Genomic DNA, 26795 nt, shown 5'->3' on the forward strand with positions numbered 1-26795 from the left:
CCGCAGATAGCGGCAGCCGCCTGACGCCGCACCCCCTATTGGCGATCGAGGGTGCGTGAAGTTGAGTCGTTCCGCGCTGGTTCTGTTCGCCGAATTGCGTTCGGCGTCTGCCGCCTCGGAGACACCGGCAACGGCGGCACGGCGCCGACTCAGCGGGTCCGGTAGCGCGCGTAGATCAGTCCGCTGTCGAAGGCGCGCTCCTCGACGAGATCGAGGTCGAGGCGCACGCCGTCGGGGAAGAAGCGTTTGCCGCCGCCGACCACGCTCGTGGTGATGAACAGGTGGTACTCGTCCACCAGGCCGGCTGCGATCGCCTGGCCTGCGAGGTTCGGGCCGTCGACGGTGAGGTCGTGCTCGGCTTCCGCCTTGAGCCTGCGCACCGAGTCCGGATCGAAGGTGCGCTCAATCCGGGTCTTCGCGCTGGACACCGAATCGAGCGTCGTGGAGTACACGATCTTCTCCGCGGCCTGCCAGTCGCGGGCGTACTGCAGGATGTGCGGCGGCTGGTCGGGCTCGGTGTGCGCGGTCTCCCAGTAGACCATCGTCTCGTACATCCGTCGGCCGTAGAGGTACGTGCCGACGGGGCGGAAGAGGTCGTTGATGAAGGTGTGCACCTCCTGGTCCTCGGCGCCGGTGCCGAGGTCGCCCTCCGCCGCCTCGGCGTAGCCGTCGAGCGAGGTGATCATCGAGTAGATGAGCTTGGCCATGCGGCTCCTTCGACTACGGGCGCGTGAGTCCGCGGTTCCCTACCGGTCGGAGCCCATCATCGCGGCCACGGTGCTGCGGGAGCGCCGCTTCTCAAGGACGGCGAGTCGCGAGGACGCAGAACTCGTTGCCTTCAGGGTCGGCGAGGATGACCCAGCTCTCGTCGCCGGTCTGGCCGACGTCGGCGTGCCGAGCACCGAGGCCGAGCAGTCGACGGACCTCCTCGTCCTGCTCCCTGTCGGTCGGATTGACGTCGATGTGGAGCCGGTTCTTGATGGCCTTGCCCTCGGGCACCCGCGCGAACCCCAGCGTGGGCGGCACCGACCCGACGCGCTGCGCGCCGTCAGCCTCAAGAGGCGAACCGATGGAGATGAACCCGTCCTCGGCCTCCTGCACCTCGTAGCCGAGGACGGCGCACCAGAACCGGGCTAGAGCGTCAGGATCGACACAGTCGATCGCAAGCTCGGTGAACTTACTGGCCACGTCAGGATCTCCCCGCCTAGTAGCGCCTGCAGCGACTTCCACTGCCTTTCCCTGAAGGGCCCACGCTAACGCGGCACCGGCGCGCGCGCCGCGCTGCGAGTGGCCGGGACCACGCGACACTGACCTCGTTCCGAGCGACGCTCAGTCTCGCTCGAAGACCGCGACGCTGCGAGCAGGGACGTCGAACGTGTCCGAACCCCTCTCGTAAGACGCGGACTTGACCACCTCGTCCGCGCCCTTTGCCTGGGTCGGGTGGAGGGAGTAGGTGGCGCCCTTCGGCAGTGTGACGCTCTGTTTCTGGGGCTCCGGGGTTGCGTTGAAGATGACCATGAGGTTTCCGAGCTGCATGGTGATGACGCCCGGGGTTTCCGCTGGTGTGCCCGAGAGGGGGAACGTGAGGTGGGACTGGACCCGGGCGGTCGTGGTCAGGGAGAACGCCGGTTCCGTCGCGCGCAGTTTGACCAGGTCCTGGTAGGCGGCCGAGGTGCCGTTGATCTCGGCGCAGCCCGGGGTCAGGGACGTGGAGGTCAGTAGGGGCTTTCCGTAAGGCCACTTGTCCTTGTTGTCGGCGGCCGGGGGCAGGCCTCGCCCGAAGCCGTTGCCGGCCCGGCAGTTCCACTGCAGGGCGTTGAACCAGTCACCGCTGTCGTAGGAGTTGCGGTCCAGGGACTTCGAGCGCAGCAGGTCGCTGCCCGCCTGGGAGAGGGAAGGGCCCTGGGCCAGGGTCGCGGTCGCCATCGCGAGGACCTGCATGCGGGAGCGCTCGGCTGCCGTGGTGTCCGCGGGCAGCTTGAACGCGAGGGCGTCGTAAAGGGATTCGTTGTCGTGGGCGTCGGCGTAGGAGAGGGCGTCGCCGGGGGCCGCCGCGTATCCGGCCGGGGCGCCGTTGTAGTCGACCTCGGAGCCCTTGACCCGCTTCCCCGCCGAGTCCGTGAACGTGTACGCGGAGAGGTTGCCCGTGAGGGCGACCTTCAGGAGGTCCTGGTAATGCAGCAGCCTCGCCTTCTGCTCGGCCGGGGTGCCGTTCGCCTTCGAGGCGTTGGGGTCGGTGAACAGGCCGCTGGCGAAGCCCTGGACGCCGGGGTCCTCGTCGAACGGGCCGCCGCCGCGCACCGCGTCGCGGCCACGGTCGGAGAAGGTGGCGATGCCCGTGCCCGCCATGTTCTTCTGGGTGGCCTGGACGAAACGGGCGTCATCGGCGATCTCACCGAAGTTCCAGCCCTCGCCGTAGAGGACGATCTTCTTGCCGTCGACGCCGTCCTTCCCGACGGTCAGGGCGTCCAGGGCCTTTCTCACAGCGAGGATGTTCGCCTTGGGGTGGTGACCCATCAGGTCGAAGCGGAAGCCGTCGACCTTGTACTCCTTGGCCCAGGTGACCAGGGAGTCGACCACGAGTTTGCCCATCATGGCGTTCTCGGGCGCGGTGTTGGCGCAGCAGGTGGAGGTGGCGACCGTGCCGTCGGGGAGCAGCCGCTGGTAGTAGCCGGGCACGATCTTGTCGAGTACGGACTTGTCGGCCTGCCCGCTCGCCACCGTGTGGTTGTAGACGACATCCATGACGGTGCGCAGGCCGGAGCCGTTGAGGCCCTGGACCATCTGCCGGAACTCGACCGTGCGGCGGGTTCCGGCGGGGTCGCTCGCATAGCTGCCCTCGGGCACGGTGTAGTGCAGGGGGTCGTAACCCCAGTTGTAGGCGTCCTTGGCCGCGGTCTTGGTCACGCAGGCCTGCTGCTCTTCGGAGTCCGGGCCGGGCGCCGTCAGGTCGCAGTCGGGTGCGGCCTGGTCCGCGGCGCGCTCGGGGATGGTGCCGATGTCGAAGGCGGGCAGCAAGTGGACATAAGAAGTCCCTGACTTGGCCAGCTTGCGCAGGTGCTTCATGCCGTCGGACGCCTTGTCGGTGAAGGCCAGATACTGGCCTGGGTGGCGCGCCGTGCGGTCCTCGACGGAGAAGTCACGGATGTGCAGCTCCTGGATCTGCGCGTCGCGCAGCGGTGTGGCCTTCGGCTTCTTCAGCCGCTCCCAGCCCTTGGGCGCAAGCCTCGGGTCGTCGAGGTCGACGGCGATGCTGCGCCGGGAGTCGGCAGTGAGAGCCGTGGAGTAGGGGTCCGTGACCTTGTTGGTGACGACCTTCTGGACGCTGGGCGCCCACACCTTCACCACGTACCGATACTGCTGGCCCGACCAGCTGCGGCCCCCGGCGACGGACCACACACCACTGGCGTCGTCGCGCCGCATCGCCACGCGCTTGCCGTCGAGTTCGAGGCTGACGGACTGCGCGGTGGGAGCCCACAGGGCCAGCGTGGGGCGGCCGTCGCGGAACTGCGGGCCGAGGGCCGCCTTGGTGGCGGTGGCGCTGTAGAGGTCGTCGAGGATGCCTTGCGTCTGTACGCCGGTGGCCGCGAGGAGGGTGCCGTCGGCGCCGCTTCGGGTGGCGACGACTTGGCCGGTCAGGGCATGCCGGATGCGGTCCCGGTCGCGCGGGTCGACGGTGAAGGCCGCGTAGTCCTTCAGGTGCGGGTACTTCTTGCGCTGTGCTTCGGTGAGCCCGCCGTCGGCCGGGGCGAGACGGATCCGACGGCCCTCGCCGGCGAGTTCGCCGTCCTTGAGGGTGAGCCGGCCGTCGCGGGCATACACCAACTCCTGTGATGAGGCGTCCCCTTGGACGTCCCAGGCGACGGTGTTCTTGTCGATCCACTGGGCCCGGGACGTGGCCAGGTCGAGTTGGGCGGGCGCGTCGGCGGCGGCGGCCGGAGCTCCCGGCGCAGCGCCGGCCAGGGACGTCAGGGGTGCGACGGCGGCGAGCAGGGCGAGGGCCGTGGCCACGAGGGTGCGGCGCGGGGAGCCGGTCACGGGCGGTTCTCCTTGCGGATGAATGACGGGAGGTACGGGGGTGAAAGCGGGGGGCCGGAGGTACGGGAGGGTGCGGGAGCAGGGCCGCCCGGCTGCGGGGAAGCGAACGCCGGGCGACCCGTGAAGCGTGGCGGTCAGCAGCCCCTGGCCTCGGTGTGCAGGGCCAGCGCGGTGTTCGGCGCCACGGCGGCCGTGAACTGGCCCGAGCCGTTGACGGTGACACTCCTGCCGCTCTGGATGTCGCAGTAGCTACCCGCGGCGAGTGCGGTCTGGAAGGTCCGGTCGACGGTCGAGCCCTCGTGGTTGATGACCACGTACGCCTTGTCACCCCGGCCGAACGCGATGGCGTCGTTGCCGTTGTCCCACCAGTTGGTCATGCCGGTCCCGCGCGCGGTGTTGCGGAACTTGACCATGCTCCTGATCTCGGGCCAGGCGTGCTGACATTTCCAGCCGTCGCTGTAACAGGCGTTCACCTGGCCGCCGTTCGGCGATCCGGCGTCGTTGCTGCTGAACTCGTAGCCGGAGTGCACGTCCGGTGAGCCGTAGGGCAGGGCCAGCATGAAGACGTGCGCGAGGGTGTAGTTCGCGCCGTCCTTGTAGGTGAGGGTCTGGCCGTGCCGTTCGGTGTCGTGGTTGGCGACGAAGACGGCGGCCGAGCCACCGGGCAGGTAGCCCCAGCCCTCGCCGAAGTTCTTCAGGTACGCGAGCTTCTCGTCGTTGAACACCCGCTTGAGGTCCCAGCCGTAGCGGAACTCCTGGGCGTCGCCGGTGGCGGTGTACTCGCTCGGGGACACCGCCTCTCCGGCGCCGTGGATCGTCTCCTGCTTGAAGTGGACGCCGGGGTTGCTGAGCCGGGACTTGACGTTCTTCAGGTCGTCCACGGGGATGTGCTTGGCCGCGTCGACCCGGAAGCCGTCGACGCCCAGGGACAGCAGATCGTTCAGGTAGGCCGCGATCCGCCCCCGTACGTACTCCTCACCGGTGTCGAGATCGGCGAGGCCCCCCAGCTCGCAGTGCTGGACGTTCCAGCGGTCCTGGTAGTTGCTGATGTCCGAGCGGCAGTCGTCCATGTCCGCGCCCGAATACGTGCCCGGGTAGTCGTACTTGGTGAAGACCGATCCCGCCGAGCCCGTACCGGAGGCGTTCGTCATGTGGTTGATCACCGCGTCGGCGACGACCTTCACCCCGGCCCCGTGGCAGGTGTCGACCATGTTCTTGAACGCGGCCCGGTCACCGAGTCGGCTGCCGATCTTGTAGCTGACCGGCTGGTAGGCGGCCCACCACGCCTCGCCCTGGATGCGCTCCTGGGGCGGGGAGACCTGTACGTAGCCGTATCCGTCGGGGCCGAGCTGCTGCGTGCACGCCTTGGCCACCGAGTCGTACTTCCACTCGAAGAGTACGGCGGTGACGTCCTTGGCGCCGGGCGGCGCGGCCTGCGCCTGCGGTGCTCCGGCGACGAGGCTGCCGGCGGCGCCCGCGACCAGGGCGAGGGAGGCGGCGAAGGGTCTGCGGACTCTGCTCTTTCGGCCGGTCATGAGGGCCTCCTGCATGGCCATTGAAGGATGTTGCAGAAATATTGCGACGCCGTTTTCGGTCGAGACCGTACGACCCTCAAGAACCCCGGTCAACCCTCCGCACACACTCAGCGCCGCGCCTGCGCCGTCGATCCACGCACCACGAGCTCGGGCTGGAAGACGAACTCCGTGTGCTGTACGGGGTTTCCGTGCAGTTCCTCGATCAGCGCGCCCACCGCGGCGCTCGCCATCGCCTGCACCGGCTGGCGCACCGTGGTCAGCGGCGGGTCCGTGAAGGCGATCAGGGGAGAATCGTCGAAGCCGACCACGGAGACGTCTCCCGGCACCGAGAGGCCGCGCTCACGCGCCGCGCGGACGGCGCCGAGCGCCATCATGTCGCTGCCGCAGACCATCGCCGTGCATCCCTGGTCCAGCAGCGCGCTGGCCGCCGCGTGCCCGCCCTCCACCGTGAACAGCGTGCGCTGCACGCGCTGTTCGGCCTCCCCCTGTTCCCGACCGAGCAGCGCGTGCAGCGCCGCCGTGAAGCCCTCCGCCTTGCGCAGCGAAGGGACGTAGCGGGTGGGGCCGATGGCGAGACCGATCCGCTCGTGGCCGAGGTCGACGAGGTGGCGCACCGCCATCCGGACGGCCGCGCGGTCGTCGGGCGAGACGAAGGACACCGGGATGTGTTCGTTGTAGCCGTTGATCAGGACGAACGGCACACCTCTGGCGTGCAGTTCGAGGTACCGCGTCGGGTCGGCCGTGGTGTCGGCATGCAGCCCGGAGAGGAAGACGATGCCGCTGACCCGGCGCTCCTCCAACTGCTCGACCAGCTCGTCCTCGCTGGCCCCGTCCGGCATCTGGGTGCACAGCATCGGCGTGTAGCCGTGCCCGGAAAGCACCTGCTCGACGACCTGCGCGAAGGCGGGGAAGATCGGGTTGCTCAGCTCGGGGATGACCAGACCGACCAGGCCCGCGCTGTGCCGCTTGAGCCGCATGGGCCGCTCGTAACCGAGCACGTCCAGGGCGGCGAGCACCCGGCGCCGGGTGCCCGCGGCCACTCCCGGCTTGCCGTTGAGCACCCGGCTCGCGGTGGCCTCGCTGACGCCGGACTGGGCCGCGATGTCCGCGAGCCGCGGAACGCCCCGGTCTCCCGGGTCGGCGTCCCGCGGCGGGGAGAGGGTCACACCGCCCACCAGACGGTGGTGTCGGCCGGCAGCTCGACCTTGCCGTCCGCCGTCTCCACCTCGGCGTTGGTCAGGAGGATGCGGCCGGGGGCCGCGATACGCACCGCCGCGCCGGTGGTGTTCGCCGTGCACACGAAGCTCTCCCGGCGGAAGGCGAGAACCCCCTCGGGCGCCTCCAGCCACTCCAGCGAGTTACCCGCGCCGAGGCCGGGCTGCTCGCGGCGCACGGCGAGCGCACTGCGGTACAGCTCCAGGGTGGACGCGGGGTCGCCGGTCTGCGCCTGAACACTGAGCTCGCCCCACCCTGCGGGCTGCGGCAGCCAGCTGCCGCCCGCGCCGAACCCGTAACTGGAGCCGTCAGTGGTCCAGGGGATCGGCACCCGGCAGCCGTCACGGAAGCCGTCCTGTCCGCTCGCCCGGACGAACGAGGGGTCCTGGCGCACCTCGTCGGGCAGCTCCGTGACGTCCGGCAGGCCCAGTTCCTCGCCCTGGTAGACGTAGGCGGAGCCGGGCAGTGCCAGCATCAGGAGGGTCGCGGCGCGGGCGCGGCGCAGGCCGAGCGCGCGGTCGCCCGCGGTGCGCAGCTGAGTGCCCAGTCCTGGCGGGTTGGCGAACCGCGTGGCGTGACGGGTGACGTCGTGGTTGGAGAGCACCCACGTGGCCGGGGCGCCGACGGGCCGCATCGCGGCCAGCGACGCGTCGATGACCTCGCGCAGCTCAGCAGCATCCCAATGGGTGCCCAGATACTGGAAGTTGAAGGCCTGATGCATCTCGTCCTGGCGCACGTACGCGGCGGCGCGCTCGACGGTGGGCGTCCACGCCTCGGCGACGAGGACACGCTCACCCGCGTACTCGGTGAGGACCTTGCGCCAGGTGCGATAGATCTCGTGCACGCCGTCCTGGTCGAAGAACGGCATGACGTCGTTGCCAAGGAGCTTGAGCTGGTCGCTGCGGCCGATGTCGGGCAGGCCTTCGGCCTTGACCAGGCCGTGGGCGACGTCGACGCGGAAGCCGTCGACGCCCATGTCGAGCCAGAAGCGCAGGATCGAGCGGAACTCGTCGTGCACGGCGGGGTGTTCCCAGTTGAAGTCGGGCTGCTCGGGAGCGAAGAGGTGCAGGTACCACTCGCCGTCCGGTGTCCGCGTCCAGGCCGGACCGCCGAAGACGGACTCCCAGTCGTTGGGCGGGAGTTCACCGTGCTCGCCCTTGCCCGTCCTGAAGTGGTAGCGCTCACGCAGGGGCGATCCCGGGCCCTCGCGCAGGGCGCGCTGGAACCAGTCGTGCTGGTCGGACGAGTGGTTGGGGACCAGGTCGACGATGACGCGCAGGCCCAGGTCGTGGGCGTCCCGCAGCAGGGCGTCGGCGTCGAGGAGGCTGCCGAACATCGGGTCGATCGCTCGGTAGTCGGCGACGTCGTAGCCGGCGTCGGCCTGCGGTGAGGAGTAGAAGGGGCTGAGCCAGACGGCGTCGACGCCGAGATCCCTGAGGTAGGGCAGGCGGGCACGGACGCCGTCCAGGTCGCCCATTCCGTCACCGTTGCCGTCGGCGAAGCTGCGCGGGTAGACCTGGTAGATCACCGCGCCACGCCACCAGTCCGTGTGCGTGCCGGAGGCGGGGGCTGCAGGGGCAGCGAGATGCTGGGTCATGTCTTCCCTGAGATCGAGAGGTCGAGTGCGAGAGGGGTGTGTGCCGTACGTGTGCGACGTATTCAGGGCTTCGTGTCAGGGCTTCGTGTCAAGGCTTCGAGTCAGGACTTCGTCGCACCGGCCGTGAGACCGGAGACGAGGTGGCGCTGCACGAAGCCGAAGATCACCGCGGCGGGCACGGCGACGATCACGGCCGCGGCCGTCAGCGAGCCCCAGTCGCTGGTGTACTGATTGACGAAGGTCTGCAGGCCGCCCGCCAGGGTGAGGTTCTCCTCGCCGGTCATGAAGGCGGAGGCGTAGGCGACTTCGGCCCAGCCGGTGATGAAGCTGTAGAAGCCGGTGACGGCGAGACCGGGCTTGGCGAGCGGCACGATGAGCCGCCAGAAGGTGCCGAACGGGTTGAGCCCGTCCACCCGCCCGGCCTCGTCGATCTCCACCGGGATGGTGTCGAAGTACCCCTTCATCATCCAGGCGCAGAACGGCACGGCGATCGTCAGATAGGTGACGACCAGGCCGATGGGCTGGTTGAGCAGGCCCAGGCTCGCCAGGAGGTTGTAGAGCGGCACGATGAGCACCGCGACGGGGAACATCTGCGTGATCAGCAGGAGCCACATCAGCGGCCGCATGCCGGGGAACTTGAAGCGGCTGACGGCGTAGCCGGTGGTCGCGGCGATGAAGACACCGATCACCGTGGTCAGTCCCACGACGAGCAGCGAGTTGGCGAGCCAGCTCAGGAACTCGGTGTCGTTGACGACGTGGTCGTAGTTGCGGAACGTGAAGTCCTTGACCAGGTCGGTGGAGAACGCCTCGCTCGTCGGCTTGAACGAGGTGATCAGGAGCCACAGCGGCGGAAGCACCGCGGTGGCCGATGCGACGAGCAGGCCCACGTGGAGCGCGACCGAGGCCAGCGGGCCGCGTTCGCCGCGCTCCCTGACCTTCCTGGGCCGGCTCGCGGACGAGTCGGACGAGTCCGACGAGAACGGCGACTTCTTCGGGTCGGTCACGGTGGTCACCACACTTCTCCCTGCTTGCGGAGCGCGCGGCGGTAGACGACCGCGAAGAGCGAAAGGAGCAGCAGAATGATGACGCCCCAGGCCGCGGACCCCGCGAAGTCGCGCGGGCTCACGACGAACGAGAGCCGGTAGGCGTACGTCACCAGGATCTCGGTGGCGTCTCCGGGACCGCCCCGGGTGAGCAGGAAGATCACCGGGAACATGTTGAAGGTCCAGATGCCGCTGATCAGGATCACGGTGCTGCTGACGGTCCGCAGACCCGGCAGCGTGATGTGCCGGAAGCGCTGCCAGGCGTTCGCGCCGTCCATCTCCGCGGCCTCGTAGAGCTCTCCGGGGATGGACTGGAGTCCGCCGAGCATGGCGACCAGCATGAACGGGACGCCGAGCCAGACGTTGACCGTGATCACCGAGAGCTTGGCCCAGGTGGGGTCGTTCAGCCACGGGATCGCGTCGATGCCGCCGCCGGCGAGGATCTTGTTGAGGATGCCGTTCTTCTCGTTGAAGAGCAGCCGCCAGGTGAACACGGAGACGAAGGCAGGCACCGCCCACGGCAGGATCAGCGCCATCCGGTAGAGGGAGCGCCCCGCCAGCTTGCGGTTGAGCATGTTCGCCAGCGCGAGGCCGAGCGCGAAGGAGATCGCGACACAGGAGACGGTCCAGATGACCGTCCAGGTCAGCCGGTCCCAGAACACGCCGTCGTTGAAGACCGCGGTGTAGTTGTCCAGGCCGACGGACTCGTAGGTCGCCGGGATGTGGTTGACGCCGATGGTGCGCTCGACGTTCGCCTCGTTGGCGTCGGTCGTCGACAGGTACAGGCCCCGCACCAGCGGGTATCCGATGATCACGCCGATCACGGCCACCACGGGGGCGACCATGCTCCACGCGTACCAGTGCGTGGAAAGGGACCTGCGCAGGCGCCCGGGAGTCTTGCCGGTCCCCCGGCCGCGGCCGTGGACGCCCTTCGCGTCCACGGCCCCGGTCAGGGTCTGGCTGCTGTCAACAGCCATTTACTTGTAGTCCTTCAGCAGCTTGCGGTAGGCGTCGCCGACACCCTTCGCCCCGTCATCGGGCGAGGTCTTGCCGCTGAGCACCTTCTCCATCTGCAGCCGGATCGGCTCGAACAGGGCGTTGGCCTGCGGGATCCACGGCCGCTCCACCGACTTGTCCACGGCCGGCTTGAAGAACTGCACCATCTGGTTGTCCTTGACGGACTTCACGTCGTACACCGAGGTGCGGGTGGGCAGCAGGCTCAGCTTCTCGGTGGTCTGCTGCTGCACCTTGGCCGAGCTCATGTACTTGATGAACTCGTAGCTCGCGTCGAGGTTCTTGGACCCGGCGTAGGCCGCGAGGTTCCAGCCGCCCTGCGGGGAGGCCTGCCGGTCGCTGCCGCCGGGGACCGGGGCGATGCCGAGGTTGCCCTTGTCGCCCTTGAACTCCTTGCCCTGCATGGCGCCTTCGATGGACCAGGGTCCGTCGAGTGCCATCGCGACATCGCCGTCCTTGAACGCGTTGAGCTGGTTGTTGTAGCCGTCGCTCGCGTCGGTGGTGGCGGCCTTGGAGTCGACCAGGTCCTTCATGACCTTGAAGGCCGCGGCGCCCTGGGGGTCGTCGACGGTGATCTTCTTGTTCTTGGTGTCCAGGAGGTCGCCGCCCTCGCCGTAGAGGTACGGGAGGTAGTAGTACGGGTCGTCGCCGCGCAGGTAGAGGCCGGTCTTGCCGGACTTCGACTTGATCTTCTTCGCGGCGGTCCTCACCTCGTCGAAGGTCTTGGGCGCCTCGACACCGGCGGCCTTGAGCATCTTCTTGTTGTAGAAGAGCGCCAGGGTGTCGATGGTCTGCGGCGCGGCGTAGGTCTTGCCCTTGAACTTGGTGCTGGCCGCGGCCTGCGGGAGGTAGTCGTCCGCCTTGTCGAGTGCGGGGGTGCCTTCCAGCGGGGCGAGGTAGCCGAGGTTGGCGAAGTCCGCGACCCAGGCGACCTCGGTGCGCATCACGTCGGGGGCGCCGGAGTTGCCGCCCGCGGCGTTCTTGAACTTGGCGTTGGCCTCGCCGAAAGCGACGCTCACGTAGTTGACCTTGACGTCCGGGTGGAGCTTCTCGAAGCCCTTGGCGAGCTTCTCGTAGGTCCCCTTCTCCGCGTCGTTCGAGGTGTCCCAGAAAGTGACGGTTCCGGACAGCTTGCCCGAGCCCTTCTTACCGCTGTCACTGTCATCGCCACCGCACGCCGCCGCTGTCAGGGCCAGGGCCGCGACCATTGCGGTGGCCGCTATGCCACGCCGCATGTGAACTCCTTCAACTGATCCCGGAACAAGGGGAGGCGAGACCCCCAACAGAGCTGCCTCCTACGAGCCGCACTCGACGCGGCGCCGGGTTGCCAGGGAACGTAACAGGATTGAAAAGCCACCGAAAGACCTTGCGAGAAATTTCAGCAAGGGCTGCTGATCGTTACCGCTGTGTGTCCTTACGGTTGCCCTTGCTGCGCTTGACAGGCCCCTGAGGTGGCAGTTGACCCTCCCTAGGTCACCTGCAAGGCCCCGCAAGCTCCTTGCAGGACCGGCACTTTCTGCAAGCTTTCACAACCGGTGTGCAATCCGGCGGATCACCGGTACAGTCCCCGCATGACCGCACGGCTCGTCGACATCGCAGCGCAGGCGGGAGTGAGCGAAGCCACCGTCAGCCGTGTCCTCAACGGCAAGCCCGGCGTGGCGGCGGCCACCCGCGAATCCGTCCTCGCCGCCCTGGACACGCTCGGCTTCGAACGTCCCTCGCCGCTGCGCCGACGTAGCAGCGCCGGGCTCATCGGCCTGATCACGCCGGAGCTGGACAACCCGATCTTCCCCGCGCTCGCCCAGGTCATCGCCCAGGCTCTGACCCGCCAGGGCTACACGCCGGTCCTCGCCACCCAGACACCCGGCGGCTCCACCGAGGACGAGCTCACCGACATGCTGGTGGACCGCGGTGTTTCCGGGATCATCTTCGTCTCGGGGCTGCACGCCGACACCACCGCCGACATGGAGCGGTACGAAGTGCTGCGCGGCAAGGGCGTGCCCTTCGTCCTCGTCAACGGCTTCTCCCCCAAGGTGCAGGGCCCTTTCGTCTCCACGGACGACCGCGCCGCGGCCAGGCTCGCCGTCACCCATCTCGCCTCCCTGGGGCACACCCGCATCGGGCTCGCCGTGGGCCCCAAGCGCTTCGTGCCCGTGCAGCGCAAGATCGAGGGCTTCCAGATCGGCCTGCGCGAAAGCCTCGGGATGTCGCCCGCGGACTCCGAGCAGTTCGTCGAGCACTCCCTCTACACCCTGGAGGGCGGCCAGGCCGCGGCGGGCACGCTGATCGGCCGGGGCTGCACCGCGATCGTGTGCGCCAGCGACATGATGGCGCTCGGCGCCGTCCGGGCCGCCAGGGAACGGGACTTGGAAGTACCGCGTGACATCTCGGTGGTCGGCTACGACGACTCCCCGCTCGTCGCGTTCACCGATCCACCACTGACCACCGTCCGCCAGCCGGTCCAGGCGATGGGGCAGGCCTCGGTCCGCACCCTCCTGGAGGAGATCGGCGGAACTCCCGCGCCGCACAGCGAGTTCCTCTTCATGCCGGAGCTCGTGGTCCGCGGATCGACCGCGTCCGGCCGGCCGGAGCGCCGAGACGCCTAGGCCGTCCACGCAGCGAAACGCGGCTGCACGGAGTGACACGGAGCGACACGGAGGAAGAGACATGGCATCGCGGACCGACGTGACAACCGGCCGTGTGCTGTACGGCTGCATGGGACTCGGTGGCACCTGGGACACCACGCCGTACGCCGCCGCGGACATCGCCGCGGCCGAGGCCGCCGTGGAGGCCGCACTTGAGGCCGGCATCACCGTCTTCGACCAGGCGGACATCTACCGGCACGGTAAGTCCGAGTCGGTCTTCGGTGAGGTCCTGTCCAGGGCGTCCGGGCTGCGCGAGCGCATCGTCCTGCAGACCAAGTGCGGCATCCGCCTGACCGACGGCGTCCGGCCCGGCCTGTACGACCTGCGGGGGCCGACCATCGTCCAGCGCGTCGAGGAGAGCCTCACACGGCTGCGCACCGACGTGATCGACGTACTGCTCCTGCACCGGCCCGATCCGCTGACGGGACCGGAGGAGATCGCGAAGGCACTTGCCTCGCTGCACGGGCAGGGCCTGGTGCGCCGGTTCGGCGTGTCGAACATGAGCGCCGCGCAGATCGCGCACCTGCGGGCGCACCTCGACGTACCGCTGGTCGCCAACCAGCTGGAGATGAGCCTGGAGAGCCGCGACTGGATCGAGGCCGGGGTGCTCGTGAACACCCCGGCCGCCGCCGACAGCGGCTTCCCGCACGGGACACTCGAGTACTGCACCACCCACGGCATCCAACTGCAGGCCTGGGGCGCCCTCGCCCGGGGCCGGTTCACCGGTGGTGGCGAGACCCCGACCGCGCGGCTCGTCGCCGACCTCGCGGCACGCAAGCGGACGACCCCGGAGACGATCCTCCTGTGGTGGCTCCAGCGGCATCCGGCGCGGATCGCCCCCGTCATCGGCACCAGCCGCCCCGACCGCATCCTCGCCTGCCGGGACGCGGTGCACCGCGAGCCCGAACTCACCCACGAGGAGTGGTACGACCTGTGGATCACGGCCCGGGGCGGCCCACTGCCCTAGGCGCACCCCTTCGGCCAACATCGATGCCGTGAGCGAACCCGCCGTCGAAGTCCAGCCTCTCGTACGCCGGAAGGCCATCAGCCTTGGAGGCGCCGGCGAGCGGTGGCTGGCCGAACTGCCCGCTCTCGTCAGGGATCTGGAGCGGCGCCTGTCGATCGAGACCGGCCCGTCGCTACCCGGCGGGACCACCTCCTACGTGGCGCGGGCCCGCACCCGCGACGGCCGGGACGCGGTGCTCAAGGTGTCCCTTCCCGCACCGGACTTCGCGAGCCAGGTGCGGACCCTGCGCCTCGCGGACGGCCGGGAGTATGTGAGGCTCCTGGCCCACGACCTGGACCGGCACGCGATGCTCCAGGAAGCGCTCGGCCCCTCCTTGGACCGGCTCGGCCTCGCTCCCCCGCAGCAGATCGAGACGCTGTGCGCGATGCTCCGGAGCGCCTGGCGGGTGCCGCGCGCCCCGGAGCTCACCGCCGACCGGGCCGAGGAGAAGGCCGGCGCCCTGGGCGAGCTGGTCGCACGGCTGTGGGAGAGCCTCGGCCGCCCCTGCTCGGAGCGCGTGGTGACCCGAGCGCTGACGTACGCCGAACGCCGCGCCGCCGCTTTCGATCCCGGCCGCTGCGTCGTCGTGCACGGTGACCCGCACCCCGGCAACGCGCTGCGGGTCACCGCACCTCGGGCCGGGGCCGAGGCCGGTTTCGTCTTCGTGGACCCGGACGGTTTCCTCGCGGACCCCACGTACGACTTGGGTGTCGTACTCCGCGACTGGTGCGCGGAGTTGCGAGGCAGGGACAAGGCCGCGGCCCGCGCTCTGATCCGCTCGTACTGCGCGCTGCTCGCGAACCGGACCGGCATGGACGAGCGGGCGATCTGGGAGTGGGGCTACCTCGAGCGGGTGTCCACCGGTCTCTACATGCTCGACTTCGGCGCGAAGGAACTGGGCCGACCCTTCCTGGACACGGCGGAGCTGCTCTGCTGAAGAACGGCCGATTCATGTCTCAACTGGCAAGTGGGGATGGGGATTTACCCCGCGCTCCCCCTTGGGGCCATAGGGTCGGCTGTGGCGGGCGCCACACGATGACGAGCGTGCGACTTAGGTTAGGCTAAGCTAAGTTATCGAGTGATCGCCTCTCTCGGAGGCGCCTCAGTCAAGGAGATTGACGCAGCATGACCTCACTCACCAGCCGCATCCGCCGTACCGCCGCAGTTGCCGTCGCGCTCGCCGCGGGCAGCTCGCTGGCCCTGACCGGTGCCGCGTCCGCGCAGCCCGGTCAGCACTCCGGCAAAGCGGCCGGCTCGACCGTCGAGTCCGCGCCGCTCGTGAAGGGTCTCTACCAGTCCGCGTACTCCGAGCGGAACAACGTGCTGTGGGCCACCTCCGCGGTGGGCCGGCCGCCCGTCACCAACTCCACCCTGCTGAAGGTCGACCCGCGCACGCTGAAGGTGAAGGCCGGCTACACGCCTCCGGTCACGAACACCGAGACCGGCGCCGTCGAGGCCGTCTACGGAATCGCCGTGGACGACGAGCACAACACCGTCTGGACGACGAACACCCGCGACAACTCCGTCGCCGTCTACGACCAGCGCACCGGCAAGCACCTCGCGTCGCTGCCCGGCGTGAACCACGCCCGTGAGGTCGTCGTGGACGCCAGGCACAACACGGCGTGGGCGAGCAGCTTCGGTGACGGCACCGTCGTCGCCTTCGACACGCGCACCTTCAAGGAGAAGAAGCGCGTCACGGTCGAGGGCGCGGGCCCGGCGGGGCTCGCCGTGAACACGCGGACCGGCGCGGCGTACGCCGCCGACCTCAACGGCGACCGCATCATCGAGATCACCCGGAAAAGCGAGAGCCCTCGTCTCATCCCCACCGGTGACGGCCCGATCTCCATCGCGCTCTCCAAGGACGGCCGCACCGCCTACACCGCCGACCAGGCCGCCGGCGGCCTCTCGGTCGTCGATCTCAAGAAGGGCACCGTGACGAAGTCCGTGCCGACCGGCGCGGGCGCCCTGTCGGTCGCCACCGACCGGCGTTCGGGCAAGGTCCTCGTCGCCAACCGGACCCCCGGCACCGTCACGGTCGTCGACCCCGCCAAGGGCTCCGTCGTCGAGACCCTGGCCACCGGCGCCAACCCCAACCACGTGCAGGTGACGGGCGGTACGGCGTTCGTGCTGGACAAGTCCGGCTCCGGCCCCGAGGGCCAGGACCAGGCGCACCGCATCCGCATCGGCCACTGAGCCACCTCGGAAACCGACGCCACACCGACGACACCTCCCCGCCCGCCACGCAGTCGTGGCGGGCGGGACGTCGTCGTCGGGCCCCCGTGCGGCGACGGGCTACGACCCGAGCCGCATCCCTCGTTCGCGCCGCGCGCCGCCGGGCGCGTCCGTCGGCCCGTTCGACCGGTGCAGCCTCCTGCGTACGAGCCGGCTCTGCGCCGCGACCGTCGCGATCACGCCCGCGCCGAGCAGCGGCCAGGCCAGGGGGCCCGCGGCGATCACAGCGGTGACCAGGAGCGGCCCACCGCTGCGTTGGGCTGACGAGGACAGGCCGTGTACGCCGAGGTAGGCGCCCTGGGCGTCGTCGGGGGCGAGCGCGATGGAGAGTTCCCAGGACGCGATGGCGTGCAGTATCTCCGCGAAGGTGAAGGCGATGGCCGCGACCACCAGAGCGATGACTGCCACCCACGTACCGCCCGCCACGGAAGCGGTCATCGCTGCGCAGCCGACGACGAAGCAGGCGGCGAGGGGCAGGAGGAGGGCACGGGCCGCGTCCGGCGTGCTCCCGAAGCGGGACAGCGGTACCTGGCAGCAGACGACGAGCACGCAGTTGAGGACCATGAGCAGCGGGGCGAGGCCGTGCGGGGCGTCCGTCGCGTGAACGATCCACAGGGGCATGCCGACCTGGAGCACGGCGTCGTCCAGGAAGAGCGCCGCCTCGGTGGCGGTGAAGAGCAGATAGGGGCGGTCGCGCCACGGGCTCGACGGCGGGGCGGGGAGAGCGGACGCCGTGGAGTCGGTGACCACCCGGGACGGGGACGGTGGTTCCGCGCAGCGATGCGTGAGGACCGCCGCGACGAGGAAGCTGAGCACGTTGCCGACGAGCAGGGCCTGGTAGGCGTGGGTGGTGCCGACGGCGAGTGCGAGCGCGCCGGCCAGACCGCCGATGGCCCAGCCCGCGTTGGACACGGTGCGCTGGACGGCTTGGTACTTGGTGCGGTCCGGACCCGCGATACGGGCGGCGTACAGCTTGGTGAGGACGTTGGCGCCCCGGTCGGCGAGGCTGCTCACGGCCGAGTACAGCAGGAGCAGCGAGAAGTCGTCCGTCGTCAGCAAGGCCAACAGGGCGATGGCCTGCTGAAGTTGGGCGCCGATGATGACGCGCGTGACAGGGAAGCGGTCGGCGAGGTGGCCCGCGAGCGGCGCCCCCGCGATACCCACGGCCCCCGAGACGCCCATGAGGACGCCGACCTCGGCGACGGAGAGCCCGGTGACCAGAGTGAAGTAGAGGGCGGCCGCCCCCATCCAGAGCCCGGTCCCCGCCTTGTTGATCAAGGCGATCCAGAGCATGCGACGGCCGTCGAGACCCCCTGGTATGCGCTCGTACAGCGCGGCCCGCCCACGGCTGAGGCTCACCATTCCCCCTTGGCTTGCGACTTGACGTATGACTTTGTACCGATACATATTTGAATACGTGTCAGCACAATATGCGATCAGTGGTACGACCGCCAAGGGCATTACCTCCTCGGTCGAACAGGCCGTTACCGAGGGCCGTTTGGGTCCGGGCGACGCCCTCCCCCCGGTGCGCAGGCTCGCCGACGAGCTCGGTGTCGGCGCGGGGACGGTGGCGACGGCCTACAAGGAGCTCCGGCAGCGCGGGATCGTGGTGACGCGGGGCCGTGGCGGAACGGTGGTCGCGCAGACCCCCGCAGTCGGGGCGCGCCGCCCGCCGAAGGTGCCGCGAGGGGTGCGCGACCTGGCGGGCGGACACCCGGACCCGGCGCTGCTGCCGGTGCTGCTGCCGCCCGAGCGACTGGTCCCCGTCAGCGGTTCGCACCGCGGGTCGCCGCGCCGCGCGGGGCTTGAGGACATGTCCCGCGAGTGGTTCGCACGGGACGGGGTTCCGGACAGCCGCGTGACCTTCGCGCACGGAGCACTCGACTGCATGGCCCGGCTGCTCTCCGCCGAGCTGAAGCCGGGCGACGCGGTGGCCGTCGAGGACCCGGGCTTTCACCATCTCCTCGACCTCGTACCGGCGTTGGGGCTGCGCATGGTGCCGGTCGCGGTGGACGACGAGGGGATCAGACCCCAGGCGCTGCGCGCCGCGCTGCGGGCGGGGGTCAGGGCGGTGGTGTGCAGCCCCCGGGGGCAGAACCCGATGGGCGGCTGCTTCTCGGAGGAGCGGCGCGACGCCCTGCTCGAAGCGCTCGGCGATTTCCCGGACGTCCTGGTGATCGAGGACGATCACAACGCGGAGGTCGCGGGGGCGCCCTCGTACTCGCTGGCGGCGGGCGGACTCGAACGCTGGGCACAGGTGAGGACGGTGTCCAAGCATCTGGGCATCGACCTGCGGTGGGCCGCGCTGGCATGCGACGCGGCGACGCTGGCCCGGCACGAGGGGCGGATGCTGCTCACGTCGGGGTGGGTCAGTCACCTGCTGCAGGAGACGGTCGAGCGCACGATGGCCGACGCCACGGCACGAGCGCTGGTGGGGCGGGCCGAGCGCACGTACACCGAGCGGCGCGAGGCGCTCGTCGGGGAGCTCGCGCGGCGTGGAATCGCCGCGCACGGGGCGAGCGGGTTGAACGTATGTGTGCCGGTGCGGGACGAGTCCGCTGTGGTCAACGGGCTGCGCTCACGGGGGTGGTGGGTGGCCGCCGGCTCACGCTTCCGCATCGCCGCCCCGACCGCCGTACGGATCACCACGGCCACACTAGAGGTGGCGGAAGCGGCTCGGTTCGCGCAGGACTTCGCCGCGGTGCTCGGCGAGTCCGAGGCCACGTACGGGGGTTGAGTCCGCGGCAGGCGGGAGAATGGCCGAATCTGCCACCGTTCCGCCCCGAGCCTCCCCCAACTTCTCCCCCGAGGTGCCCCGATGATCAGCTGGCGTCGACTCGACGAACCGGACTTCCCCCTGCTGCGGCAGTGGCTGGAGCAGCCGCACGTCGCGCGCTGGTGGAACCACGAGACGTCACCCGAGGCGGTGGCGCGCGACTTCGGCCCGGCGGCCCGCGGCGAGGAGGCGTCGGAGGACCTGCTCATGCTGCTCGACGGCGAACCGTTCGGCCTCGTCCAGCGCTGCCGCCTCGCCGACTACCCCGACGACATGCGTGAGTTGGTCGGCCAGGTGGAGATCCCACCGGGTGCGGCGTCCATCGACTACCTCATCGGCGACCCCCGGCGGGTCGGCCGTGGCCTCGGTACACGCATGATCCGGGCGGTCCTCGCGGCCACCTGGAGCGATTATCCCGAGGCCACGGCGGTACTCGTGCCCGTACACGTGGGCAATCCCGCGTCGTGGCGCGCCCTGGAGAAGGCGGGCCTGCGGCGGGTCGCCGAGGTGTCACTGGAACCGGACAACCCCATCGACGACCGCGCCCACTACCTCTACCGCATCGACCGTCCTGCGGAGCTCATCCAGCAGGGGCAGGCGTGATGCGGCCCAGGCGCTCGCGCTGGTCCGCGCTCAGCCGGAGCTCCGCCGCCGCCACGTTCTCCGCCAGGTGGTCGAGCGAGGCCGTGCCGGGGATCGGCAGGACGACCGGGGAGCGGTCGAGCAGCCAGGCCAGGGCGATCTGCGCCGGGGTGGCGTCGAGTTCGGCGGCGACGGCCGCGATCCCGGCTGTCGCGGTCGAGGCCGCCGGGTGGACGGGACGCCAGGGCAGGAAGGCGATCCCCGCCTCCTCGCAGGCGTCGAGCACGGCCTCGTGCTCGCGATCGAGCAGGCTGTAGCGGTTCTGCACGCTCGCCACGTCGACGATCCGCCGTGCCTCGTCGAGCTCGTCGACCGTGACCTCCGACAGGCCGACATGGCCGATCTTTCCGGCGAGTTGGAACTCCCGCAGCGTTCCGAGCTGCTCGGCGAGTGGCACCTTCGGGTCGAGACGGTGCATCTGGAGAAGCCCGATCCGCTCGACGCGCAGCCGGCGGAGTGCCTGCTCGACCTGCTCACGCAGGAACTCCGGCCGGCCGTTGACCTGCGCCTCCTCGCCGGGAGCCGGCCGCTCGATCGCGACCTTGGTCGCGATGAGTAGGTCGTCCGGATACGGGTACAGCGCCTCTGCCAGGAGTTCCTCGTTGGCGCCCCACCCGTACATGTACGCCGTGTCGATCAGCGTGACGCCCAGCTCGACGGCGCGCCTGGCCACCGCGACGGAGGCCTCCCTCGCCGCCCCGGCCTCGGTCGGGAGCCGCATCGCCCCGAACCCGAGCCGGTGTACGTCGATCTCGCCGCCGATACGGAAAATGCTTGATGTCATGTGAAGCGTCCACCCCTCAGTCGACGCGTCACGTTACCCGTGCAGTCAACACGCTTGCCGCACAAAGGACTTGGCGGGTTTCTCAGGCGCGCGGCGCGATGCTGAAGTCGAACGCGGAGGTACCGGGGTCCACCGCCGTCACGCCGCCGTCGACGGTCAGCACCGCACCGTTGACGAAGGAGGCGGCGGGCGAGAGCAGCCAGGAGATCGCCTCCGCGACCTCCTCCGGCTCGCCCGGCCTGCCCGCGGGCACGAGCCGCGTCGCCTCCTCGTACGCCGCGTCGGCCCCGCCGTCCCCCAGCCCGGCTTCCTCGGCGAACCGGGTCATCCGCCGGTCGGCCATCTCGGTGCGCACCCAGCTGGGGCACACGGTGTTGGCGCGCAGCCCTGCCTTGCCGTAGTCGACGGCGAGGGAGCGGCACAGCTGGAGCAGCGCCGCCTTGGACGTGGCGTACGCGGCGTTGGCCACGCCATTGCGCAGTGCGGCGACCGAGGCGACCGCGACCACCGAGCCGCGCGCCTCCAGGAGATGGGGAAGCGCGGCACGCAGGAGCAGGAAGGGCCCGGTGAGATTGGTGCGCATCACGGCCTCCCAGTCCTCGTCGGACAGGTCACCTACCGCCCCACTGCGCCCGACCCCGGCGTTGAGCACGAGCCCGTCGACGCGGCCATGGGCTTCCACGGCCGCCGCGACGAGACCGGCGACCTCCGCGGGATCACCGGCGTCCGCGGGGTGCGCCAGCGCCCCGGTCTCATCGGCGACGCGGCGCAGCGGCTCGGGGCGCCGCCCGGAGACGACGACGCGGTGCCCGGCCGCGCTCAGCTGCCGGGCCGTGGCGGCACCGATGCCCGTCCCGCCGCCCGTGACGATGACAACTCGACTATCCGTCATGCCTGTTCAGCCTCCGAACGCGGTCGTGAGCACATGGCCGTGATCATACGGAGGCCGCTCACGACCGCGTCCGGTCGGTCTGCCGGTAGGCCCTTTCGGGCCACGGCGCTTACTGCCGCGCGACGTGCTCGGTGACCTACTCGTCGATCGCCGCGCCGAACGCCGCGCCCTTGCCCGGCGTGCCCAGCGAATCCCCGCCGTACGTCCAGGAGCCGGACGCGGTGACGCCGCCCGTCCCCGCGGACAGGACCCACACCACTCCGTCACCGACGTTCTCGCCGGGGGCGGCGGCCAGCAGACCGAAGCGGCCGTCGCGGTTCGGGTCCGTCAGGCGCACCTGGGCGCCCCACTTGTCGCCCTTCTCGGCCACGCCGGGGATGTCCGCGGAGTTCTGGTCCCAGGACTTGGCGCCGACCCCCGTCAGGCCGTGCTCGGAGCCGCGCAGCACCCAGGCAGCCCCGGCGTCCGCGACCGTGCCGATGTCCTCGCCCGGAGCGCCGATCGCGACGTCCGCGTAACCGTCGCCGTTCGTGTCGGCCACTGACAGATCGGCGCCCCAGCCGTCACCGCGCTCCGCCACGCCGGGCACGTCCACGCTGTCCTGCGTCCACCACTTGGCCTCGTCCTTGAGGCCTTCCGGGGCGCCGTAGCGGACGCCGACCAGGCCGCCGGTCAGCGTTTCGCCGCCGTCGTCCGGGGAGCTGGGCTCGCCGGTCACCAGGTCGTCGTACCCGTCGTGGTTGATGTCGCCGGACGCCGCCGCGGGTCCGCCGCGCAGATCACTGTCGTACGTGAGACCGTCGGCGCTCCCCTTGAAGTACGCGGACCAGCCGTGCCCCGGCTCGTCGCCCACGGTCACGCCGGACACGATGAGATCGGCGTAGCCGTTGTCGTCGTAGTCGCCGGTGGTCAGCGACTTCGGCAGGATGTCGCGCTCCTCCGTCGCCGCGGAGAGACGCTCGGAGGCCTGACGCCGCAGCGGGGCCTGCCCGTCGGCCTGCGGTGCGGCGTCGTACGCGAAGAGCTCCAGGTCGTCGCGGTCCAGTACGGCCAGCACGTCGCCCGGGGTCTCGCCGGTGAGGTGCGCCGCCGCGAGTCCCACGCCGAACTGTTCGCCCTTGGTGGGCTCCTGGGTCTCCAGCCAGTCGCTGGACGCGCCGCTGAGGCCCTGCTTCGAGCCCCACAGGATCGCGACGCCACCGGCGTCCGCGGTGTCGCCGATGTCCTCGCCGGGGATGCCGACGATCGCGTCGTCGAAGCCGTCGCCGTCGAGGTCGCCGGTGGCGACGGCCGTCCCGAAGCCGTCGCCCGCCTCCGCGGCGCCCGCGACGCCTGCCGTCGACTGGCTGAATCTGCCGACGGAGGTGGTGTTCATGCCTATGGAGGAGCCGTACTGCGCCGTGACGAGACCGGCGCCCTTCTGGCCGCTGACCGTCGCCCCGGGGGCTCCGACCAGCACATCCTCGTATCCGTCGCCGTTGAAGTCACTGTTGCGGTCGTCGGCGTGCGTCCCCCCAGGAGTGCCGGCGACAGCGGACGGAGCGGCAACGATGCCCGCCCCGGTGAGGAGGAGGAATGAGGCCGCGGCGAGGGCGGCCGAACGGTTCTTGCGCACGAGCGGCTCCTATGAAGGAAGGTGGCCGGGCAGGCGCGAGGGTGTCCGGAAAGGGCCCGTTCCTTGTCCGGCGCCCTGTTCGACACCGGATGGGGCAGAAGGGTTGTACGCGTCCTCCCGATCGGGTGAAGGAAGCGCAAACTCTCCTGAAATCATGGCCGTTGCGATCATGAGCGTTCAGATCCCGTGGAACCCGTCGGACTGCCGCTCAGCCTGGTGTGGGGCATCACCTTGCTCCTCCTGCACCAGTCGTTCGACCCGTCAGAAGGCAGCGGGGCGTCGGGCTGGTACGAGTCGGCGTGAGTCGGCGTGAGCCCGGCGCGCGGCGCACGGTCTCGCGGGTGGGGCCTCAACTCCCCCTGCCGAGCGGTTCGTACGGGCCCTGGACGCCCAATGATTAGCGCATTCGGGTGTCTTGGCGGGACCCGCGCAACCGGAGAGCCCCCCAACCGCTTCCTGTCCGACACAGGCATTGCCCGCACGTCGTGAGGAAGCCGCCATGACTTCACCCGCCACCATCCTGCCGACCGTCAACTGGGACGTGGAGGCCGACTTCCTGCTGCCCCCTCCCGACCCGACGCAGCGTCTGGACATGGCACCCCCGGCCGCACTCACGCCCCGCGACCGGCACCGTCTGAGCCTGCACGCGACGCTCACCACGGCCGCGGTCCCTCCCCACCCCGACGACGCCAAGGCCATCGACGCACTGAGCACCCTCGACGCCACGGTCGCCCTGGCGATCTGTCGTTGGCTCAGCACCCACGCCCATCCGGCGGCGCCGCTCACGTGACGCGTCGTCGCCCGCCGGTCAGCCCCGGTGGAACAAGTCCTGCGGGTCGACGCGCTCCCAGCGTGAGCGCGGGGCCGGCGTACGCGGCACCTCCCGGTTCCGGGCCTGCCACTCCCGTACCAGCGCGTCGTAGATCGGGGACGACGACGCGGCCTCTTCGCCACCGGTCCTCGTCCCGGCACGGGGCGGCCGCGGCGAAGGAATTCCGTTGCCCGCATCGCTCATGCGCAGTCCAACGTTCCTTTCCGCCCCGGCACCTTCAGGAATCCGCCCGCGTCCGGCATCGAGCCCGTGGCATGCGGATGCCACGGGCTCGATGGAACGTCAGACGCAGATTACTGACTCCATGGACCGTCTGCGTGCAATCTTCGGATTCGTACCCAAACGAGAGCAGCCGAGCCTTGGAGCCGTGCCCCGCCGATCAGCCGACGTACGCCGCGAGATGTTCGCCGGTGAGCGTGGAGCGGTCGGCGACGAGATCCGCCGGCGTGCCCTCGAAGACGATCTTGCCGCCGTCGTGTCCCGCGCCGGGGCCGAGGTCGATGATCCAGTCGGCGTGCGACATGACCGCCTGGTGGTGCTCGATGACGATCACCGACTTGCCGGAGTCGACGAGGCGATCCAGCAGGCCGAGCAGTTGCTCGACATCCGCGAGGTGCAGGCCCGTGGTCGGTTCGTCGAGGATGTAGACGCCGCCCTTGTCCGCCATGTGGGTGGCCAGCTTGAGCCGCTGCCGCTCGCCGCCGGACAGCGTGGTGAGCGGCTGCCCGAGGCTGAGGTATCCGAGTCCCACGTCGGCGAGCCGTTCGAGGATCTTGTGCGCGGCGGGCGTACGCGCCTCGCCCTCGCCGAAGAACTCCTCCGCCTCGGTCACCGACATCGCGAGTACTTCGCTGATGTCCCGGCCACCAAAGGTGTATTCGAGAACCGCGGGCTGGAACCGCTTCCCCTCGCAGTCCTCACAGAGGGTCTCGACACTGGCCATGATCCCGAGGTCGGTGTAGATGACGCCCGCGCCGTTGCACGTGGGGCAGGCACCCTCGGAGTTGGCGCTGAACAGCGCCGGCTTCACGTCGTTGGCCTTGGCGAACGCCTTGCGGATCGGTTCGAGCAGTCCGGTGTACGTGGCCGGGTTGCTGCGCCGCGAGCCCTTGATCGGCGCCTGGTCGACCGAGATCACACCTTCGGACGCGGGGATCGAGCCGTGGATCAGTGAGCTCTTGCCGGAGCCCGCGACCCCGGTGACGACGCACAGCACCCCCAGCGGGACGTCGACGTCGACACCCTGGAGGTTGTGGCGGGTGGCGTCGCGGATCTCCAGCGTGCCGGAGGGCTTCCGGACCGTCTCCTTGAGCGCGGCCCGGTCGTCGAGGTGGCGCCCGGTGACGGTGTCGCTGCCCCGCAGTCCGTCGACGGTGCCCTCGAAGCAGACCGCTCCGCCCGCCGTGCCGGCCCCGGGGCCGAGGTCGACGACGTGGTCGGCGATCGCGATGGCCTCGGGCTTGTGCTCGACGACGAGGACCGTGTTGCCCTTGTCCCGCAAGCGAAGCAGCAGCTTGTTCATCCGCTCGATGTCATGCGGGTGCAGGCCGATGGTGGGCTCGTCGAAGACGTACGTGACGTCGGTGAGCGAGGAGCCGAGGTGGCGGATCATCTTGACGCGCTGTGCCTCGCCACCGGACAGCGTGCCCGCGGGGCGGTCGAGGGCGAGATAACCGAGGCCGATCTCCACGAACGAGTCGAGGGTCTGCTGCAGCGCGGTGAGCAGCGGCGCGACCGAGGGCTCCTTGAGGCCGCGGACCCACTCGGCCAGGTCGCGGATCTCCATCGCGCAGGCGTCGGCGATGCTGATCTTCTTGATCTTCGAGGACCGGGCCCCCTCGCTCAGCCGGGTGCCGTCGCAGTCGGGGCAGGTGGTGAAGGTGACCGCACGCTCCACGAAGGCCCGGATGTGCGGCTGCATCCCCTCCTTGTCCTTGGCGAGGAACGACTTCTGGATCTTGGGGATCAGCCCCTCGTAGGTGAGGTTGACGCCGTTGACCTTGACCTTCATGGGCTCCCCGTAGAGGAAGTCCCGCAGTTCCTTCTTGGTGTACTTGCGGATCGGCTTGTCCGGGTCGACGAGGCCGGACTGTGCGTAGACCTGCACGGTCCACTGGCTGTCCGACTTCCAGCCGGGGATGGTGAACGCGCCCTCGGAGAGCGACTTGGAGTCGTCGTAGAGCTGGGTGAGATCGATGTCGGAGACCGAGCCACGGCCCTCGCAGCGCGTGCACATGCCGCCGGTGCGGTTGAAGGTGGCCTTCACGGTCTTGGTCTTGGCGGCGCCGCGTTCGACGGTGATCCCGCCGCTCGCCCGGACCGACGCGGTGTTGAAGGAGTAGGCGCTGGGCGGGCCGATCTGTGGCTTGCCGAGCCGGCTGAACAGAATGCGCAGCATCGCGTTGGCGTCGGTGGCGGTGCCCACGGTGGAGCGCGGGTCGGCGCCCATCCGCTGCTGGTCGACGATGATCGCGGTCGTCAGACCGTCGAGTACGTCGACCTCGGGGCGGGCCGGCGTCGGCATGAAGCCCTGCACGAAGGCGCTGTACGTTTCGTTGATCATCCGCTGCGACTCGGCGGCGATCGTGCTGAACACCAGCGAACTCTTGCCCGAGCCCGAGACGCCGGTGAACACCGTCAGGCGTCGCTTGGGGATCTCGATGCTGACGTCCTTGAGATTGTTCACGCGCGCGCCGTGCACACGGATCAAGTCGTGACTGTCGGCGGCATGGAGCGCAGGCGACTGCGCGGTCTTTCTCTTGGCCGGGCTCATGGTGTCTCCATCTGTCGGGCGGAGCCGCCTGCGCGGCGTCCGTCGGTGCCGCCTGGCTCGATCTGATCATCGTCGAGCGATACGTCAGGTTCTACTTCGTCGGCGTGTTCGCGGCAACGGGTCGCCGTGGTTCCGCTTGGCGGTGCCGGCTCGGTG

General features: G+C 70.0%; 21 protein-coding genes and 1 pseudogene. 7 read left to right on the forward strand and 15 right to left on the reverse strand.

Annotation, left to right across the window (positions count from 1 at the left end):
• Positions 1–149: 149 nt before the first annotated feature.
• From ACIBCK_RS23600 to ACIBCK_RS23640, 9 genes and pseudogenes are all read right to left on the reverse strand, one after another.
• Complete coding sequence (locus tag ACIBCK_RS23600) at positions 150–707, reverse strand: dihydrofolate reductase family protein (RefSeq protein ID WP_399393207.1); 558 nt, start codon at positions 705–707, stop codon at positions 150–152.
• Positions 708–798: 91 nt separating this feature from the next.
• Positions 799–1188, reverse strand: coding sequence for a VOC family protein (locus tag ACIBCK_RS23605; protein WP_399393209.1), 390 nt, complete (start codon positions 1186–1188; stop codon positions 799–801).
• 141 nt (positions 1189–1329) lie between these two features.
• The gene (gene pulA / locus ACIBCK_RS23610) at positions 1330–4038 is read right to left on the reverse strand and encodes a pullulanase-type alpha-1,6-glucosidase (protein WP_399393211.1); all 2709 of its coding nucleotides are present in this window, start codon (positions 4036–4038) and stop codon (positions 1330–1332) included.
• A gap of 137 nt (positions 4039–4175) precedes the next feature.
• A pseudogene (locus ACIBCK_RS23615) lies at positions 4176–5573 on the reverse strand (alpha-amylase family protein); the annotation flags it as partial.
• Positions 5574–5680: 107 nt separating this feature from the next.
• Positions 5681–6748 carry a LacI family DNA-binding transcriptional regulator gene (locus ACIBCK_RS23620; protein WP_399393213.1) on the reverse strand — a complete coding sequence of 356 codons (1068 nt, stop codon included), beginning with the start codon at positions 6746–6748 and terminating at the stop codon, positions 5681–5683.
• Positions 6736–8385 carry a glycoside hydrolase family 13 protein gene (locus ACIBCK_RS23625; protein WP_399393215.1) on the reverse strand — a complete coding sequence of 550 codons (1650 nt, stop codon included), beginning with the start codon at positions 8383–8385 and terminating at the stop codon, positions 6736–6738. The genes ACIBCK_RS23620 and ACIBCK_RS23625 overlap by 13 nt, the downstream gene beginning before the upstream one ends.
• A gap of 101 nt (positions 8386–8486) precedes the next feature.
• Positions 8487–9398 carry a sugar ABC transporter permease gene (locus ACIBCK_RS23630; protein ID WP_399393218.1) on the reverse strand — a complete coding sequence of 304 codons (912 nt, stop codon included), beginning with the start codon at positions 9396–9398 and terminating at the stop codon, positions 8487–8489.
• Positions 9395–10405: a sugar ABC transporter permease gene (locus tag ACIBCK_RS23635; RefSeq protein ID WP_367047675.1), complete on the reverse strand. Its 1011-nt coding sequence runs from the start codon at positions 10403–10405 to the stop codon at positions 9395–9397. The genes ACIBCK_RS23630 and ACIBCK_RS23635 overlap by 4 nt, the downstream gene beginning before the upstream one ends.
• A complete protein-coding gene (locus tag ACIBCK_RS23640; protein WP_399393220.1) occupies positions 10406–11677 on the reverse strand; it encodes an extracellular solute-binding protein in 1272 nt (423 codons plus the stop codon).
• Between the two features lie 336 nt (positions 11678–12013).
• On the opposite strand from ACIBCK_RS23640, the gene ACIBCK_RS23645 reads away from it, so the two are divergent.
• The 4 genes from ACIBCK_RS23645 (at position 12014) to ACIBCK_RS23660 (ending at position 16286) form a co-directional block, all read left to right on the forward strand.
• Positions 12014–13048, forward strand: coding sequence for a LacI family DNA-binding transcriptional regulator (locus ACIBCK_RS23645; protein ID WP_399393222.1), 1035 nt, complete (start codon positions 12014–12016; stop codon positions 13046–13048).
• Between the two features lie 61 nt (positions 13049–13109).
• Positions 13110–14054 (forward strand): aldo/keto reductase family oxidoreductase, encoded by a 945-nt coding sequence (locus tag ACIBCK_RS23650; RefSeq protein ID WP_399393224.1) that lies wholly within the window; start codon positions 13110–13112, stop codon positions 14052–14054.
• A 28-nt stretch (positions 14055–14082) separates the two neighbouring features.
• A complete protein-coding gene (locus tag ACIBCK_RS23655) occupies positions 14083–15030 on the forward strand; it encodes an aminoglycoside phosphotransferase family protein (protein WP_399393226.1) in 948 nt (315 codons plus the stop codon).
• A gap of 188 nt (positions 15031–15218) precedes the next feature.
• The gene (locus tag ACIBCK_RS23660) at positions 15219–16286 is read left to right on the forward strand and encodes a cytochrome D1 domain-containing protein (RefSeq protein ID WP_399393228.1); all 1068 of its coding nucleotides are present in this window, start codon (positions 15219–15221) and stop codon (positions 16284–16286) included.
• A 99-nt stretch (positions 16287–16385) separates the two neighbouring features.
• Here ACIBCK_RS23660 and ACIBCK_RS23665 read toward each other — a convergent pair whose 3' ends face one another.
• Entirely contained in the window at positions 16386–17687 is a 1302-nt protein-coding gene (locus tag ACIBCK_RS23665) for an MFS transporter (protein WP_399393229.1), read from the reverse strand.
• Between the two features lie 55 nt (positions 17688–17742).
• Here ACIBCK_RS23665 and ACIBCK_RS23670 point away from each other — a divergent pair, with 55 nt between their 5' ends.
• The gene (locus ACIBCK_RS23670; RefSeq protein ID WP_399393231.1) at positions 17743–19062 is read left to right on the forward strand and encodes an aminotransferase class I/II-fold pyridoxal phosphate-dependent enzyme; all 1320 of its coding nucleotides are present in this window, start codon (positions 17743–17745) and stop codon (positions 19060–19062) included.
• A gap of 81 nt (positions 19063–19143) precedes the next feature.
• On the forward strand, positions 19144–19704 hold the full coding sequence (locus tag ACIBCK_RS23675; protein WP_399393232.1) for a GNAT family N-acetyltransferase: 561 nt from the start codon (positions 19144–19146) through the stop codon (positions 19702–19704).
• Here ACIBCK_RS23675 and ACIBCK_RS23680 read toward each other — a convergent pair.
• From ACIBCK_RS23680 to ACIBCK_RS23690, 3 genes are all read right to left on the reverse strand, one after another.
• The gene (locus ACIBCK_RS23680; protein ID WP_399393233.1) at positions 19682–20527 is read right to left on the reverse strand and encodes an aldo/keto reductase; all 846 of its coding nucleotides are present in this window, start codon (positions 20525–20527) and stop codon (positions 19682–19684) included. The two genes, ACIBCK_RS23675 and ACIBCK_RS23680, sit on opposite strands and share 23 nt — an antisense overlap.
• Before the next feature lie 82 nt (positions 20528–20609).
• Positions 20610–21419 carry an SDR family NAD(P)-dependent oxidoreductase gene (locus tag ACIBCK_RS23685; protein ID WP_399393235.1) on the reverse strand — a complete coding sequence of 270 codons (810 nt, stop codon included), beginning with the start codon at positions 21417–21419 and terminating at the stop codon, positions 20610–20612.
• Between the two features lie 136 nt (positions 21420–21555).
• Complete coding sequence (locus ACIBCK_RS23690; protein WP_399393237.1) at positions 21556–23034, reverse strand: esterase; 1479 nt, start codon at positions 23032–23034, stop codon at positions 21556–21558.
• 499 nt (positions 23035–23533) lie between these two features.
• On the opposite strand from ACIBCK_RS23690, the gene ACIBCK_RS23695 reads away from it, so the two are divergent.
• Positions 23534–23824, forward strand: coding sequence for a hypothetical protein (locus ACIBCK_RS23695; protein WP_399393239.1), 291 nt, complete (start codon positions 23534–23536; stop codon positions 23822–23824).
• An 18-nt stretch (positions 23825–23842) separates the two neighbouring features.
• Here ACIBCK_RS23695 and ACIBCK_RS23700 read toward each other — a convergent pair whose 3' ends face one another.
• Positions 23843–24049 (reverse strand): hypothetical protein, encoded by a 207-nt coding sequence (locus ACIBCK_RS23700; protein WP_399393241.1) that lies wholly within the window; start codon positions 24047–24049, stop codon positions 23843–23845.
• Between the two features lie 196 nt (positions 24050–24245).
• The gene (locus tag ACIBCK_RS23705) at positions 24246–26639 is read right to left on the reverse strand and encodes an ATP-binding cassette domain-containing protein (RefSeq protein WP_399393243.1); all 2394 of its coding nucleotides are present in this window, start codon (positions 26637–26639) and stop codon (positions 24246–24248) included.
• Between the last annotated feature and the right edge of the window lie 156 nt (positions 26640–26795).

Origin of the sequence: Streptomyces sp. NPDC051218 (genome assembly GCF_044455475.1) — a bacterium.
GTDB lineage: Bacteria > Actinomycetota > Actinomycetes > Streptomycetales > Streptomycetaceae > Streptomyces.